Below are 14,826 nucleotides of genomic sequence, written 5' to 3'. Positions count from 1 at the left end.
ATTCTTGCGTCTTTACCGTCGTAATGTGTTAACAGTCATTAGTACTGAACAACGTTTCCTCTCATTTTTCTTCTACTTTCCCTTCTGACACATATTGTGAGTTTCGAAAATTTGTATTAATCACTATTTATTCACTTTACAAACCGACACTAAAAACAACTAATTGCATATCAATTTTAATGAAACGATTATCAAATTAGCACTAAGCGTTAACAAACACTCCCTGTAACATGCTTTATGTCACAGTAATCCTAATAAGCAGTTAAATAATTTAACACTCGGGTTACAAGTGAAGTATTGTGTTGTTCGAAAAACAATCATAAGCAAAACTAACAGGGAAAATACTCATGCAGTCATTCGTTGATTTTTTGAATGGAATAATCTGGAGTCCAGTACTTATCTACCTATGTTTAGGTGCAGGTTTGTTCTACTCCATCATGACTCGATTTGTTCAAATCCGTCACTTCTTTGAAATGTGGCGCTTGCTACTATCGGGTAAAAGCTCGTCAAAAGGCATCTCGTCTTTCCAAGCTCTGGCCGTTTCTCTATCTGGCCGTGTCGGTACAGGTAACATTGCTGGTGTTGCTGCCGCTATCGGTTTCGGCGGCCCAGGTGCAGTATTCTGGATGTGGGTAGTGGCTTTCTTTGGCGCTGCAACAGCTTACGCAGAATCAACGCTAGCGCAAATCTACAAAGAAGAAGATGAAGGCCAGTTCCGTGGTGGTCCGGCTTACTACATCGAAAAAGCGATGGGTCAAAAATGGTACGCTTGGATCTTTGCTATCGCGACTATTTTTGCATGTGGTATTTTGCTTCCAGGTGTTCAGTCAAACAGTATTGGTAATGCTGTAGAAGCTGCATTTGGCTCAGGTGACATGATTGAAACAGCTATCGGTACATTCAGTTTCGCTAAAATTTTCACTGGTACTGTAGTTGCTATTATCCTAGCGTTCATCATCTTTGGTGGTGTTAAACGTATTGCGAACTTCACACAAATCGTTGTTCCATTCATGGCACTGGCTTACATCATCATCGCGTTCGTTATCATTCTGCTAAACATCGGCCAAGTGCCAACGGTTTTCGCAATGATCATTGGCGATGCATTCACACCTATGGCAGGCTTCGGTGCTGCAATTGGTTGGGGTGTTAAGCGTGGTGTTTACTCAAACGAAGCGGGTCAAGGTACAGGTCCTCACGCGGCTGCGGCTGCAAGTGTTGATCACCCAGCTCAGCAAGGTTTGGTACAAGCGTTCTCTATCTACATCGATACACTTTTAGTATGTTCAGCTACAGCGTTCATGATCATCATCACTGGTGCTTACAACGTTCACGGCGGCGCTGAAGGTGTGTTCCTTGTTCAGAACCTAGCAGCAAACATTGGTGCCAACGGTCCTGTATTTACACAGCTTGCTATTGAAAGTGCACTACCAGGCATTGGTAAGCCGTTCATCGCATTTGCTCTGTTCTTCTTCGCATTTACAACAATTCTTGCTTACTACTACATCGCAGAAACGAATATTGCTTACCTACGTCGTACTATCAAAATTCCTGGTATGATGTTCGTACTTAAGCTTGTTCTTATTACTGCCGTTTTCTATGGCACAGTTAAAACAGCTAACCTTGCATGGGCAATGGGTGATGTTGGTGTTGGTTTGATGGCGTGGTTAAACATTGTCGGTATTCTGATCATCTTCTTCATGTCTAAGCCTGCGCTTAAAGCTCTTGCAGACTACGAAGAACAGCAGAAACAAGGCGTCACTGAGTACACGTTCAACCCTGTAAAACTAGGCATTAAAGGTGCTACCTACTGGGAAGAGAAGTACAAGCGTAAAACAGGAAAATCTCCTGAAGCTGAAACTGCAGACACTAAACCTGTAGAGCAACCTTCAGCTTAAACTCGCCTTAACAAATAGATTGCTTTAACAAATAGACCTCTTTAACTGGCTCTATTAATAACGCATAAAAAAGGGGTTAGCCATTTCGGCTAACCCCTTTTGTTTTGTTCATAACCAATAAACGGCTTATAACAAACTAACTGTTCCCGAGTTAGAGCATTAAGCAGCGATTTCTTGTGTTGCCATTTGAGGTGCTTTCTTCTCACCGATAGGCAATACTGTGCGGCCGTATTCGTTGTTGATTACTTGTGCCATTGCAAAGTAGATAGCTGAAGCGCCACAGAAAATACCTTCAAAACCAGCGATAGTGCCGATTAGTTCGCTGCCAGTGAAATCACGAGCGGCTAGTAGGAAGAACAAGATAGTTAGTGAACCGAATACTACTTGCTTCGCAACTGGGTAACATAGAGAACCGATGAACATGAAGCCTGTGAAGATACCCCATAGTAATAGGTACCAACCCATGAATGCAGCAGGGCTTGCTGGAAGGCCCATGTAAGGCATTACAATCAAACCAACCAAAGACAACCAGAATAGGCCGTAAGAAGTAAACGCAGTTGTACCGAACGTGTCACCACGTTTGAAACACATAGTGCCCACGATAACTTGGCTCAAACCACCGTAAAAAATACCCATTGCAAGAATCATAGAATCGATTGGGAAGAAACCTGCGTTGTGGATATTAAGAAGAATGGTGGTCATACCGAAACCCATTAAGCCTAGTGGCGCTGGGTTAGCTAGTTTGGTCGACATTACGAATTTACCTTATTAAAGTGGTTGATTAAAAAAAAACGATAAAAATTATCAGAAAATTTTAATCTATAAACCGTACAACTAGGTAATCCAGTTATCGAAAACTAAGATTGTACAAATGATCTTATGGAAAATAGGTTTCATAATGAACCTATTCAATTCACCGAAACTATCAATAAACAGATTCCCTATCACGTTCGTTCCTCACTGTAAGGAATGACGAGTGAGGTAAGTGTTGAGGCAATGAGACAAAGCCTGGTGCTACGTCACTCTAGAATCGAGGGACGGGATATCTGGAATCTACTCTTCGATATGAGCACTTGCGGCACACAAAAGCCCTCTGTCACGTTCGTTACTTACTGTGGGGAATGACGAGGTTTTTTTAGGTACGATAAACGAGATGGGGATGCGAAAAGAGTCTTTAGATTTGAGTAAGCGCACCCTTAATAGCAAACGTAGGCAACAGATGGCGAGCTTTTCGTTACTCGTTTACTCGCATCCCGTATCTACTCATTGGATCGTCATTCCAGAATCGAGGGACGAGATATCTGGAATCTCGCCCTCTTCTGTAATCTTAAATTACGCTTGTTGTGTTTTAGATTCAGACACTTGAGGTTGAACTTCTGAAGAAGTGTTTTTACTCGCATCGTACTTGGCTAACAGAGTCACAAGGATAAGCTGAGCAATCAGAGCTCCTAGCACAACCCATGTACTTCCCGTAAAGCCTGCCACAACAAAGCTCACCAATGCGATAGAGCCATTCATCAACGCATAAGGAAGTTGAGTCTTAAAGTGTTCAAATTGATCACACCCTGCGCCAGTTGAAGAAAGAATGGTTGTTTCAGAGATCGGTGAACAGTGATCCCCAAACAAACCTCCCGACAACACAGCACCGATTGCCACTAGTAAAGGCGCATCAATCGCAAAAGCGGTTGGAATAACCAATGGCATCATAATCGCGAAGGTTCCCCACGACGATCCCGTTGCGAATGAAATAATCGCCGACAACAAAAAAGCGACGGCAGGCACTAACCAGTAAGGAAAGCCACTTTGTGCTTGTTCTGCAATATAAGCCGCGGCGCCTAACTCTTTACCGACGGTGCTTAACGCCCATGCCAATACAAGAATGATCGCTACAGGCATCATATTTCCCATGCCCTTTAAATACACCGAAACACCATCAGACAATTTTCTTACACCGTAATAAGCCATTAGCGAGATCAAGGTAATCGCAGCAAAAAAATAAGCCGATGATAAAGCCGCTCTGAATGACGAACCTGCAACCTTTTGGAACGGGAAGCCTTGCGGAACCAACATGGTGAACAATACAACGACCATCACGAGTAGCGGTGCCCAAACAAAAGATGCTTTTGCATTTTTATGCGAGAAAGGATTCAAGGACTCATTATTCGCACCAGAACAAAGACCCGCTTGGCAATCACGCTCTGCCTTTGCCATTGGTCCGAAGTCTAAACCTTTAAAAGAAACTAAAGGAACAATAAAGATCGCTAAGAAAGCGTAGAACTGAAAAGGAATCGCGCCGATGAAAGCATCCCAATCCGACATGTTGACATTCAAAGCGGTAAACTCTTTTTGAATCAACCCCATGATATAAACACCCCAGCCAATAAAAGGGATAAGAATCGCGACGGGAGAGGAGGTTGAGTCAATAATGAATGCTAGCTTCTGTCTTGAAAGTTTCAGTTTATCGAAAAGGGGACGAAAAACAGGGCCGACAATTAAAGGAGTGCCTAAGTCTGAGAAAAATATAACAATTCCACCTAACCAAGCAGACACTTGAGCTTGGCATTTATTGCTTACCCACTGAGTCACCCGCTTTGCGAATGCGACACCACCACCGGACTTTTCCATCAAAGCAACAAAACCGCCGATGAAAATCAAAAGCATAATCACACCTGCATTATAGCTATCGGTCAGTTGAGGTACCAGATAGCCTTTCACCATAGTGCCGAACGTATCAAGAGGATTAAGTTCACTAAACATACCGGTGAGCATTGCTACACCACTCAATACGCCAGCAAAAAGGCCGATCACTACATTCCTTGTCGCCAATGACAACACCAAAGTAATCACAATGGGGATGAGTGACGTGATATCTGTCTGTTCCATAGGTACACCTTAACCCTAAAATAAAAGAATAAATATAATTAAAAAATGAATATAAATTCACAAGAGTCATTTGTACAGAACTTTATTTCATAACTAGTTAAATAATCCTCTTATTAACGAGAGTGCAGAGCAACCTACCTGAAACGATTTCCTTAATGAAAGAAAGTAGGAGTCATTATTCAACTCAGTGTTTGATAGTGTGGATAGTGTGGCTTCTCAACTCTCATGGTGAGAAGGCGCAATAAAAAAGCCGAAAGTCATAACTTTCGGCTTTTGAACAACACGGGTCAGCTTAGTAAGCCAATCTAAAGCAGAGGTTGATTAATAATGACAGATCACTGACAACTAATTTCATCCCAGAACCAATTCGACTGTACGGGGCTTTCCCAAACACCCGGACCGTTTTTAGCTACGAAGCACTTGCCGTTATGTGTCACCTTGTCACCATTACTCACCTGGCTGACACCTGCTTGCCATGTAATAAATACCGATGGGTCAACGACGACAGGCGGCTCAACCGGTGTTGGTTCTACCGGAACTGGATCGACTGGCGACGGGTCTGTGACGACGGGTGGTGTCGGATCTCCAGTAAGCAACTTCCAAGGGCCGCCATTGGCAGGGTCATCCCCTTGTGTCCACCATTTCGCTTCGTAAGTCGCACCATAGTGAGTCACTTGGTCACCCGCGTTGTAAACCTTAGTCGCACTCCAACCATTACCACCCGGATCAGTACCAGGGTCTACCGGATCAAGCTTTTCGACCACCTTCACTTCAGGCCAGCTCGCATGAGAACCATAAAAATTGGTCACACACTTCTCGTAATCTCCAGCAACCAAGGCAGAGTATGCAGTTTGGAAACCAACAAGCTCACATTCAAATGAATAACCTTCTGGGCGGTCTGCGTAGTATTTCCAGTTGCCATCCCAGTTGGTGTACAACACATCGGTTGCTCCATTGAGGTTCAAGCTTCCGTAAGGCGTTTGTTGCCAACAAGTATTAGCTTCATCCGCTTCTACAGGGATTTCATAGTGTGCTGCTAACCCTTCCCAATAACGAATACGGTTAACCGGTTGGCCTTTATCTTTGTTCTGCTCCCCACATTCAATACCACCATTAATCACATTGATCGTGGTACCAAACCCATAACCAATGCCCGCATCTAATTCGCGCTGAGATGGCGTCCAAGTGCGGTCGATAACGTGCAGCATTGCTGGTTTAGGTGCTTGAGGAGTAAGGAAGAACCAGATAGCAGAAGCCAAGTTCAGCCAAGAATCAGCGACTAAGCCCGGATTATTCAGTAACACCGTTGCATCACCATCGAACATCACTTCAGAGAACGCACCGTAATTAAAATGGTAAGAAAGCTGCTTGGCACCTCGCCCAAAGTAACCCTGCCCCGCGGCACATGGCCAGCGAGCATTTTGCCAATCGTTCTGACCACAACCCGTAGTGTAGCCCTCTTGGCCTTCAGACCAGCCCATTTCACGAACATGTACCAACGCTTGCTGCCACTCTTCTAGCGCTAATGGGTTATCAGAGGTGTTGTCTATCGCGATGTGGCCACCCGTCTCTTGTGAGAAATGAGCAAAGGCCGTGATAATGGATTTTTTACAGATAGCGTCGGAGTCACGACCATCGGTGTACTCTCCACAGAAAGCGGGGAATTTACCAATCGCACGTAAGAAACGAGTGTAGGTGTATTCTGGTGCAGCCATCTGAGTGAGGAAGTTCCATTCAGATTGAGGGAATACACGTTCGACTCGTTTTACGTTTTCAGGATTCGAGGCTAAGCCCGGCTCTATAGCTTCAACAACACTATTGGGACGAGTTTGTAATACCTGTGACCAGATCGCATACATAGGATCGGATGTTTTCGCTTGTTCAGCAGCTTGTAATGCCGACTTTTCAACAAGGTAACCATTCGGGTTTTGCGGATCAGGTTGGATATTCAAAGACGCATGACTTTGCGCAGCCAATGTGCAGCCGAGCACTGTCGCCAAATATTTGATTTTTAACATGATGGATTCTCTTATCTGTCCTTAATAAGTCCATCAAAGAGTATGCTTCACACGCGAAATACCATAGCCGTTGCTGTATGAATTTATAAAAATTGCGAGTGATATTTTTGATATATAGCTCATACAACAAAGCGTCTCATGGTTTCTTGAGCTGATATCTAATTTCCAACCCATTTGGTTTCTAGAGGTTAGATATGGCTCTTTAATACCCTGAATCAAAAAGAAAAAAGCCCCGAACTGAGTTCGAGGCTTAAGATCTTAATCAAAGCTGGTTAAATCTCTAAAAGATTATTCCCACTCGATAGTTGCTGGTGGCTTACCAGAAATATCGTAAACAACACGTGAAATGCCGTTAACTTCGTTGATAATACGGTTAGAAACCTTACCTAGGAAGTCGTATGGTAGGTGTGCCCAGTGAGCAGTCATGAAGTCGATAGTTTCTACTGCGCGTAGAGATACAACCCAATCGTACTTACGGCCATCACCCATTACGCCAACTGAACGTACTGGTAGGAATACCGTGAATGCTTGAGATACTTTGTGGTAAAGGTCAGCAGCGTGAAGCTCTTCAATGAAGATAGCATCAGCACGACGCAGTAAATCACAGTACTCTTTCTTCACTTCGCCAAGTACACGAACACCTAGACCTGGACCCGGGAATGGGTGGCGGTAAAGCATGTTGTATGGAAGACCAAGCTCTAAGCCGATCTTACGTACTTCATCTTTAAACAGCTCACGTAGAGGCTCAACAAGGCCCATTTCCATATCATCAGGAAGGCCGCCAACGTTGTGGTGAGATTTGATTACGTGTGCTTTACCTGTCTTAGATGCAGCAGACTCGATTACGTCTGGGTAGATAGTACCCTGAGCAAGCCACTTAGCATTCTTCAGTTTCTTAGATTCTTCATCGAAGATATCTACGAATACGTGGCCGATGATCTTACGTTTCGCTTCTGGTTCAGCTTCGCCTTCCAGAGCGTTAAGGAAACGCTCTTCAGCATCTACTTTGATGATGTTTAGGCCAAACTTATTGCCGAACATCTCCATAACCTGCTCACCTTCGTTTAAACGAAGAAGGCCGTTATCTACAAATACACATGTTAGTTTGTCGCCGATCGCTCGGTGAGCAAGCATTGCTACTACTGATGAATCAACACCACCAGAAAGACCAAGGATAACTTCGTCGTCACCTACTTGTTCTTTAATACGTGCAACTGCATCTTCAATGATTGAAGCTGGAGTCCACAGACCTTCACAACCACATGCATTAAGAACAAAGTTCTCAAGCATTTTTAGGCCGTTCTTAGTGTGTGTTACTTCTGGGTGGAATTGTACGCCGTAGTACTTCTTATCTTCATTTGCCATTGCAGCGTATGGGCAAGTGTCTGTTTCAGCGATCTTTGTGAAATCAGCAGGGATCTCAACCACTTTGTCACCGTGGCTCATCCAAACATCTTGAGTCGTCTCAAGGTCAGCGAAAAGTGCTGATTCGCCAGTCACTTGTACAGCTGCGTAGCCGAACTCGCGTTCAGTAGACGTCGCTACTTTACCGCCAAGTTGCTCAGCCATAGTTTGCATGCCGTAGCAAATACCGAAGACAGGAACACCTGAATCAAATACGTACTGAGGTGCACGTGGAGAATTCTCTTCCGTTACACTTTCAGGGCCGCCAGATAGGATAATGCCGTCTGGATTGAATTCACGAATATCCGCTTCTTCTACGTCCCAGCTCCAAAGTTCACAGTAAACACCGATCTCACGAATACGACGAGCAACTAGCTGTGTGTATTGAGAACCGAAGTCCAGAATTAGAATACGTTGGTCATGAATATTTTTAGTCATTGTAAGTAGTCTTATTGGCTATGTGATAAAACGGAGGCGAGTTTACTCACCTCTGATTAACTCTTCAAGAAATAAAGCAAACGTTTTCGTAGGTTATCTGTAAGGCGATGTTTTGTGAGAATCACTCTCTAAACAAAACAAGCGGTAGATATAATACCAATCACAGTAAGTAAGTGTTCAGGAATAGCGCAGGAAAAAAGCTTGAGAACAAGGCTGCTCTATTCGACAAAGAGTTCTGATAAGTAGTTATTCTACAATCAAAAATTCTAACGAAGTTATCGAGCTTTTTAACAAGCTAGGATGACCCGTTATTTACTACGATTGGTATATTAATGTGCCGACTAAATCAGCACATTATTCAAACGTTTGGACGTATTATTAACCTAAACGGTAGTTAGGTGCTTCTTTCGTGATTTGAACATCGTGTACGTGAGATTCTTTCATGCCCGCACCTGAGATACGAACAAACTCAGCTTTAGTACGCATGTCTTCAACAGTTGCAGAACCCGTTAGGCCCATGCTTGAGCGTAAACCGCCCATCTGTTGGTGAACGATCTCTTTTAGACGACCTTTGTATGCGATACGACCTTCAATACCTTCTGGAACAAGCTTGTCTGCAGCGTTGTCAGATTGGAAGTAACGGTCAGAAGAACCTTGAGACATAGCGCCAAGAGAACCCATACCACGGTAAGACTTGTAAGAACGACCGTTGTAAAGGATAACTTCACCCGGTGCTTCTTCAGTACCCGCGAACATTGAACCAACCATCACACAAGATGCGCCAGCAACGATCGCTTTACAGATATCACCAGAGAAGCGGATACCGCCATCTGCGATTACTGGAATACCGTATTCGTTTGCTACTTCAGCTGCGTCTGCGATTGCTGTTACTTGAGGAACACCAACACCAGTAACGATACGAGTCGTACAGATTGAACCCGGGCCGATACCCACTTTAACTGCACTTACACCCGCTTCGATAAGAGCACGAGCGCCAGCGCCAGTTGCTACGTTACCACCGATGATTTGTAGATCAGGGTAGGCAGCACGAGTTTCGCGGATACGGTTAAGTACGCCTTCAGAGTGACCGTGTGAAGAGTCGATAAGTAGAACGTCTACGCCAGCTTCAACAAGAGCAGCAACGCGCTCTTCGTTACCAGCACCAGCACCAACAGCTGCACCTACACGTAGGCTGCCGCGCTCATCTTTACAAGCGTTTGGTTTACGTTCTGCTTTGTGGAAATCTTTTGCAGTGATCATTCCAGTAAGTTGGAAGTCATCATTTACAACAAGAACTTTCTCAACACGCGCTTCGTGCATTTTCTCTTGAACTTCTTCACGAGTTGCACCTTCTTTAACAGAAGCAAGGCGAGCTTTAGGTGTCATTACTACGTCAACTTTCTTAGAAAGGTCAGTCACAAAGCGAACGTCACGGCCAGTAATAATACCAACAAGTTCGTTTGTTTCAGTAACAACAGGGAAACCAGCGAAGCCGTGTTTTTGAGTAAGAGCTACAACATCAGCGATTGTCGCGTCAGGGTTTACAGTAACAGGGTGAGAAACCACACCTGCTTCGTAAATTTTAACCTGGCGAACCATTTCAGCTTGCTGTTCAATAGACATGTTCTTATGAATGAAGCCGATTCCGCCTTCTTGTGCCAGTGCAATCGCTAGGCGAGCTTCTGTCACAGTATCCATCGATGCAGAGATCATAGGGATGTTTAAGGAAATATTCTTCGTCAGCTGAGTGCGAAGATCAGCTGTATTAGGGAGAACGGTGGAGTGTGCTGGCACTAGCAGTACGTCGTCGAATGTCAGCGCTTCTTTGGCAATTCTTAGCATTTGCAATATCTCACAATAATAGGAGTAAAAAGAAACAATCCAATCTCATCGTTTCGCCTAATGAGGGCAGCCAATTAAGGAAAATTAAACTGCATTTGGATTAGATATTGCGGACGGATTATACGGCCAACGAAATCGCTTGGCTACACATTTTTGTATTTTTAATTTGCATTTACCCCCTTGCTATGTATTATATTGCCGCTATCTTCCATACTCACGCCCTGTGAGATTCCAAGAAAGACCTTCCTTCAAGGAAAGATAGTGCTTCTATGACTAATCCAAACATCTTTACTGTTTCTCGCCTCAACTCAGAGGTTCGTCTCCTATTAGAAAACGAAATGGGGATAGTCTGGCTCGTTGGTGAAATCTCAAACTTCTCTGCACCTGTCTCTGGTCACTGGTACCTCACCCTTAAAGACTCTCGCGCTCAAGTTAAGTGCGCTATGTTTCGTGGCAATAACCGTCGTGTGACTTTTAAGCCTCAGAACGGTAATCAAGTTTTAGTCAAAGCACGTCTGTCTCTTTATGAGCCGCGTGGTGACTATCAGCTAATCATCGAAAGCATGCAGCCAGAAGGTGATGGTAAGCTTCAACAAGAGTTTGAAAAGCTTAAGATGAACCTCGCCGCAGAAGGATTATTTGCTCAATCAAGCAAGCAACCGCTTCCTGAACACCCAAAGCGCGTTGGCGTGATCACCTCAAAAACCGGTGCTGCACTGTTTGACATCCTTGATGTACTGAAAAGACGCGATCCTTCATTACCTGTTGTGGTTTACCCAACCATGGTTCAAGGCGAAGAGGCTGCAATTCAGATAGCTCAAGCGATTGGACGAGCTAACGAACGCAATGAATGTGATGTGTTGATCGTGGGTCGTGGCGGCGGTTCATTAGAAGACTTATGGTGCTTTAATAACGAGATCGTTGCTCGCACAATTGCAGCAAGCCAGATCCCGATTATCAGCGCAGTTGGCCACGAAATTGACGTCACTATAGCTGATTTCGTCGCAGATATGCGTGCACCAACACCGTCAGCAGCAGCCGAACTGGTTAGCCGTGATAACAGTCATAAAGAACAAGCTTTTGTCTCTAAACGCGCTCGCTTAGTCAGTGCAATTCGTCATGTACTAATCAAACAAGCGCAATCAACTCAAACGTTGAAATACCGCTTAGAGAAACAACACCCTAGCTACCAACTGCAAAAACAGAGTCAGCAGCTTGATGACTTAGACATGAGCTTACGTCGTGGTATGGCTCAATACCTAAAGCAGCATGCACAGCGTGTTGAACGTAAACAACATCAGCTTCAGTTGAACTCGCCAGTGAAGCGCCTTGGCGAACAGAAGTTGCATCTACAACGCTCAGAACAGAAGCTATTGGATGCGATGGATAAAACACTGCTAACCACTCGCCACCAGCTAGCCATGGCTGCAGAGAAGTTAGAGACAGTGAGCCCACTGGCAACCTTGAAGCGAGGCTACAGCATTACCCATTCAACATCGGGCAATACCGTGTCATCAATTAACGATGTCGAACCAGGTGAAGTGATCACCACTCAAGTTGAAGATGGCGTGATTGAGTCACAAGTGACAACAAGAGTCGCTAAGAGCGAGCTTTAGATTCGACTCGAACGTTAAAAGCCCTTTAAAATCAGAAAGCCCTATCGATAATCGACAGGGCTTTTTTGTGTCTAATAAATTAGAAAGCGAACGGATTTAAACTCTACTCCCTATTCATGATTCACGACTCAGTCGTAGAAGGCTCCTTCATAGTCAGCATACCTTCCGTCACAATAAAGTTGATGATGAAGTCCAAACCTTGGCTCTCTTTTAGGTTGGTGAACACGTATGGTTTGGTTGGACGCATGCGCTGCGTATCTTGCTCCATCACCTCAAGTGACGCGCCAACATACGGTGCTAAATCGATTTTATTGATAACCAACAGATCAGATCGTGTAATACCTGGGCCACCTTTACGTGGGATCTTCTCCCCTTCAGCAACATCAATCACGTAGATAGTAAGGTCGGCTAACTCAGGACTGAACGTGGCACTGAGGTTGTCACCACCGCTTTCGACGAATACCACATCGAGGTTCTTGTGTAGCTTAGCAAGCTCCTCTACGGCAGCTAAGTTCATCGACGCATCTTCACGGATAGCCGTGTGCGGACAACCACCGGTTTCTACGCCAATGATGCGGTCAGGTTCGAGAGCTTCAGCACGTGTGAGTATCTTGGCATCTTCTTGGGTGTAGATGTCGTTGGTTACTACGGCAATGTTTAGCTTGTCGCGAATCGCCTTACATAGCACCTCTAACAAGGCTGTTTTACCAGAGCCTACCGGGCCGCCAATACCAATTCGAAGGGGTTGCTTATAACTTTCCATTGTCTACTTCCTTATATTCTTTTTACTACATCGCTTGTGCTGACCGCTACGAACGAAATAGTCTCGTATATTGTGTTTCGTGCAGTGAACTTGCTAATGCCATTGATGGCGAAAAGCTGCCTATCATCCAATCTTCTATCGTGCGTGCTTTCTCAATGATCTCGGGAAACGTGTTGGTGATATTAATCAGTGCCAACTGACCATCGGTTTGACCTAAAGGCACTAACTTGACCCCTGCGGTAACGATGTTTTCAAGCCAACTCCATAAATAACCTTGCTTGAGACTTTCTAAATCAATGCCCCAATGTTGAGCAGCCATACACATGCCCAACAGTTGGTTAGGATGACTATCAACAGAGTCCACCAACGAAATATCGATGTCTAAACGCTTCAACAGAGTATTCAAGGCTTGTCCACGCTGTTTCTCTTCCGCTCGCAATTCACTGGTTTCACGACTTGAGTACAAATAGTTACACCAGTGCTCAATCTCATCGAGCTCGCCTTTTTCTAGCGCGTGATAAAGGCGCTCTAAGATGGGCAATTCCAAAGTCGCGACACTGGAACTGACGATGGTATTGAGCCACTGTTCCATGCTGTTGCGATCGGTCACCCACCCCGCTTCTACAGCAAGCTCTAGCCCTTGCGAATAAGTGAAACCACCAATCGGCAACGATGGACTGATCAATTGAAAGAGACGATAAATAGCGATATTTTCTGTTTTGGTCATACTCTTGCTCTCTGCCTTCTAGAATCAAAAAGTTCGAGAGCTTACGCGCCTAAAATCAATAGTGCGCTTGCTGAAGCCACGCCAACCGACAGCCATTTAGAGTAAACCGCACGGCCAACCAAAGTGCCGATAACCATTAATGCCAAAGCACTGATGCCCATGCCTGCTGCAAACTGAGTCAGATTACTTGCCGCCTCAACACCGTGTGCGTAACCATGGAAAAACAACATACCAATCGAAGCCCCTAATACACTGTTTACACGCTTAGTTGATGGTGAGAATACATGCCATAAACATAAACTAACTACAAACAGAGAAGCGATGATCGCTGGTTCAACAATCACAGAGAAACCCAAGGCTTGGCCTGCGATAAGACCAAGCATTAACGATACTAATCCACCACCAATCAAAGCTGCTTTGATCTTGGTTGAAAATGACAGTGCGCCAATTAATAGACCAAAAGCGATCAGCATGATCAGGTGATCCATGCCTGTCACAGGGTGAGTTAAGCCAGACATAAATGAGTGAGACTCATGAACCGAGTGAGATCCATGACCTGGATGAGCCAATGCCAATGTCGATGTTGTTAGAGAAGCTATTGTGAAAGTACATAAGCCTGCAGCTGTTTTAAAGTTCATCGCGAGTTCCTTGCGTTTATAGTTATTAATATCGTGGTTGTATCTATAAATGGGTGAGTCTCAAATGACTCGATTAATGATGGTGGTGATGACCACCCGAGCGACCACCATAAGCGCCGCCTTCAGGTTCAAACGGTTGTGTCTCGGTGGTCACTTTAGCGCCTAAGCCTTCAACCATTTCATCCAAAACATGGTCGTGTTGATAACGAACCCAGCCAGCTTCCACTTGCAACGGAACATGTCGATTGCCAAGGTGGTAAGCCACTCGCGTTAGTAGGAGCAGATCTTCACAGTAAACAGTCGAAACGGTTTCAGGTGCCGCTTTCACTTCCACGACCAAGCCACATTCACTTGAGAGTTGTTCACCGCCACGCAAGATATGACCTCGTGGTAGAAACAGCCCTGCATTGCGCCCGTCATCGAGTGTGACTTTAAGACGACTCTTAATACGACTATCGATCGGTAGACTTAGAAAGCCATCAGGAGTCGTGTTTAACTCCTCTTGAATATGAGTTAGTTCAATCATGCTATTACCTCAATCTCCTTGTGAGATTTATAACGTTCAAAATAAGAGCCCTCAGCCAAGAGCTAAAACACGAGCT

The 14,826-nt window shown here is 44.7% G+C and carries 11 protein-coding genes; 2 read left to right on the top strand and 9 right to left on the bottom strand.

Annotated features, from left to right (window positions below):
• Positions 1-347: 347 nt before the first annotated feature.
• The gene (locus ACFI6G_RS13040) at positions 348-1,895 is read left to right on the top strand and encodes an alanine/glycine:cation symporter family protein (RefSeq protein ID WP_016767148.1); all 1,548 of its coding nucleotides are present in this window, start codon (positions 348-350) and stop codon (positions 1,893-1,895) included.
• Between the two features lie 159 nt (positions 1,896-2,054).
• Here the strand turns inward: ACFI6G_RS13040 and ACFI6G_RS13035 are convergent, their stop codons facing one another.
• The 5 genes from ACFI6G_RS13035 to guaB all read right to left on the bottom strand — a co-directional run bounded on the left by ACFI6G_RS13035 (position 2,055) and on the right by guaB (position 10,480).
• Positions 2,055-2,648, bottom strand: a complete 594-nt coding sequence (locus ACFI6G_RS13035) for an acetate uptake transporter (protein WP_010440610.1) — start codon at positions 2,646-2,648, stop codon at positions 2,055-2,057.
• Positions 2,649-3,227: 579 nt separating this feature from the next.
• Positions 3,228-4,778 (bottom strand): Na+/H+ antiporter NhaC family protein, encoded by a 1,551-nt coding sequence (locus tag ACFI6G_RS13030; RefSeq protein ID WP_010440609.1) that lies wholly within the window; start codon positions 4,776-4,778, stop codon positions 3,228-3,230.
• Positions 4,779-5,113: 335 nt separating this feature from the next.
• Entirely contained in the window at positions 5,114-6,796 is a 1,683-nt protein-coding gene (locus ACFI6G_RS13025; protein ID WP_102424093.1) for a chitinase, read from the bottom strand.
• 288 nt (positions 6,797-7,084) lie between these two features.
• On the bottom strand, positions 7,085-8,638 hold the full coding sequence (gene guaA / locus ACFI6G_RS13020) for a glutamine-hydrolyzing GMP synthase (RefSeq protein WP_010440596.1): 1,554 nt from the start codon (positions 8,636-8,638) through the stop codon (positions 7,085-7,087).
• 378 nt (positions 8,639-9,016) lie between these two features.
• A complete protein-coding gene (guaB, locus tag ACFI6G_RS13015; protein WP_010440594.1) occupies positions 9,017-10,480 on the bottom strand; it encodes an IMP dehydrogenase in 1,464 nt (487 codons plus the stop codon).
• Positions 10,481-10,749: 269 nt separating this feature from the next.
• On the opposite strand from guaB, the gene xseA reads away from it, so the two are divergent.
• On the top strand, positions 10,750-12,096 hold the full coding sequence (gene xseA, locus ACFI6G_RS13010) for an exodeoxyribonuclease VII large subunit (RefSeq protein ID WP_016799843.1): 1,347 nt from the start codon (positions 10,750-10,752) through the stop codon (positions 12,094-12,096).
• 121 nt (positions 12,097-12,217) lie between these two features.
• On the opposite strand, the gene ureG is transcribed toward xseA, so the two are convergent.
• The 4 genes from ureG to ureE all read right to left on the bottom strand — a co-directional run bounded on the left by ureG (position 12,218) and on the right by ureE (position 14,750).
• The gene (ureG, locus tag ACFI6G_RS13005; RefSeq protein WP_004735125.1) at positions 12,218-12,859 is read right to left on the bottom strand and encodes an urease accessory protein UreG; all 642 of its coding nucleotides are present in this window, start codon (positions 12,857-12,859) and stop codon (positions 12,218-12,220) included.
• Between the two features lie 46 nt (positions 12,860-12,905).
• Positions 12,906-13,586, bottom strand: coding sequence for an urease accessory protein UreF (locus ACFI6G_RS13000; protein ID WP_016767146.1), 681 nt, complete (start codon positions 13,584-13,586; stop codon positions 12,906-12,908).
• Positions 13,587-13,627: 41 nt separating this feature from the next.
• Positions 13,628-14,224, bottom strand: a complete 597-nt coding sequence (locus ACFI6G_RS12995; protein WP_016767145.1) for a HupE/UreJ family protein — start codon at positions 14,222-14,224, stop codon at positions 13,628-13,630.
• A 73-nt stretch (positions 14,225-14,297) separates the two neighbouring features.
• A complete protein-coding gene (gene ureE, locus ACFI6G_RS12990; RefSeq protein WP_016767144.1) occupies positions 14,298-14,750 on the bottom strand; it encodes an urease accessory protein UreE in 453 nt (150 codons plus the stop codon).
• Between the last annotated feature and the right edge of the window lie 76 nt (positions 14,751-14,826).

It is taken from the genome of Vibrio sp. PSi01 (assembly GCF_054960695.1).
Note: the sequence above shows the minus strand (reverse complement) of the source record. Positions and strands in the feature narration are given on the sequence as shown.

Excerpts from the sequence above, each read along its gene's own strand:
- ACFI6G_RS13040 (WP_016767148.1), top strand. The coding sequence starts at position 348 with ATGCAGTCATTCGTTGATTTTTTGAATGGAATAATCTGGAGTCCAGTA.
- ACFI6G_RS13035 (WP_010440610.1), bottom strand. The coding sequence starts at position 2,648 with ATGTCGACCAAACTAGCTAACCCAGCGCCACTAGGCTTAATGGGTTTC.
- ACFI6G_RS13030 (WP_010440609.1), bottom strand. The coding sequence starts at position 4,778 with ATGGAACAGACAGATATCACGTCACTCATCCCCATTGTGATTACTTTG.
- ACFI6G_RS13025 (WP_102424093.1), bottom strand. The coding sequence starts at position 6,796 with ATGTTAAAAATCAAATATTTGGCGACAGTGCTCGGCTGCACATTGGCT.
- guaA (WP_010440596.1), bottom strand. The coding sequence starts at position 8,638 with ATGACTAAAAATATTCATGACCAACGTATTCTAATTCTGGACTTCGGT.
- guaB (WP_010440594.1), bottom strand. The coding sequence starts at position 10,480 with ATGCTAAGAATTGCCAAAGAAGCGCTGACATTCGACGACGTACTGCTA.
- xseA (WP_016799843.1), top strand. The coding sequence starts at position 10,750 with ATGACTAATCCAAACATCTTTACTGTTTCTCGCCTCAACTCAGAGGTT.
- ureG (WP_004735125.1), bottom strand. The coding sequence starts at position 12,859 with ATGGAAAGTTATAAGCAACCCCTTCGAATTGGTATTGGCGGCCCGGTA.
- ACFI6G_RS13000 (WP_016767146.1), bottom strand. The coding sequence starts at position 13,586 with ATGACCAAAACAGAAAATATCGCTATTTATCGTCTCTTTCAATTGATC.
- ACFI6G_RS12995 (WP_016767145.1), bottom strand. The coding sequence starts at position 14,224 with ATGAACTTTAAAACAGCTGCAGGCTTATGTACTTTCACAATAGCTTCT.
- ureE (WP_016767144.1), bottom strand. The coding sequence starts at position 14,750 with ATGATTGAACTAACTCATATTCAAGAGGAGTTAAACACGACTCCTGAT.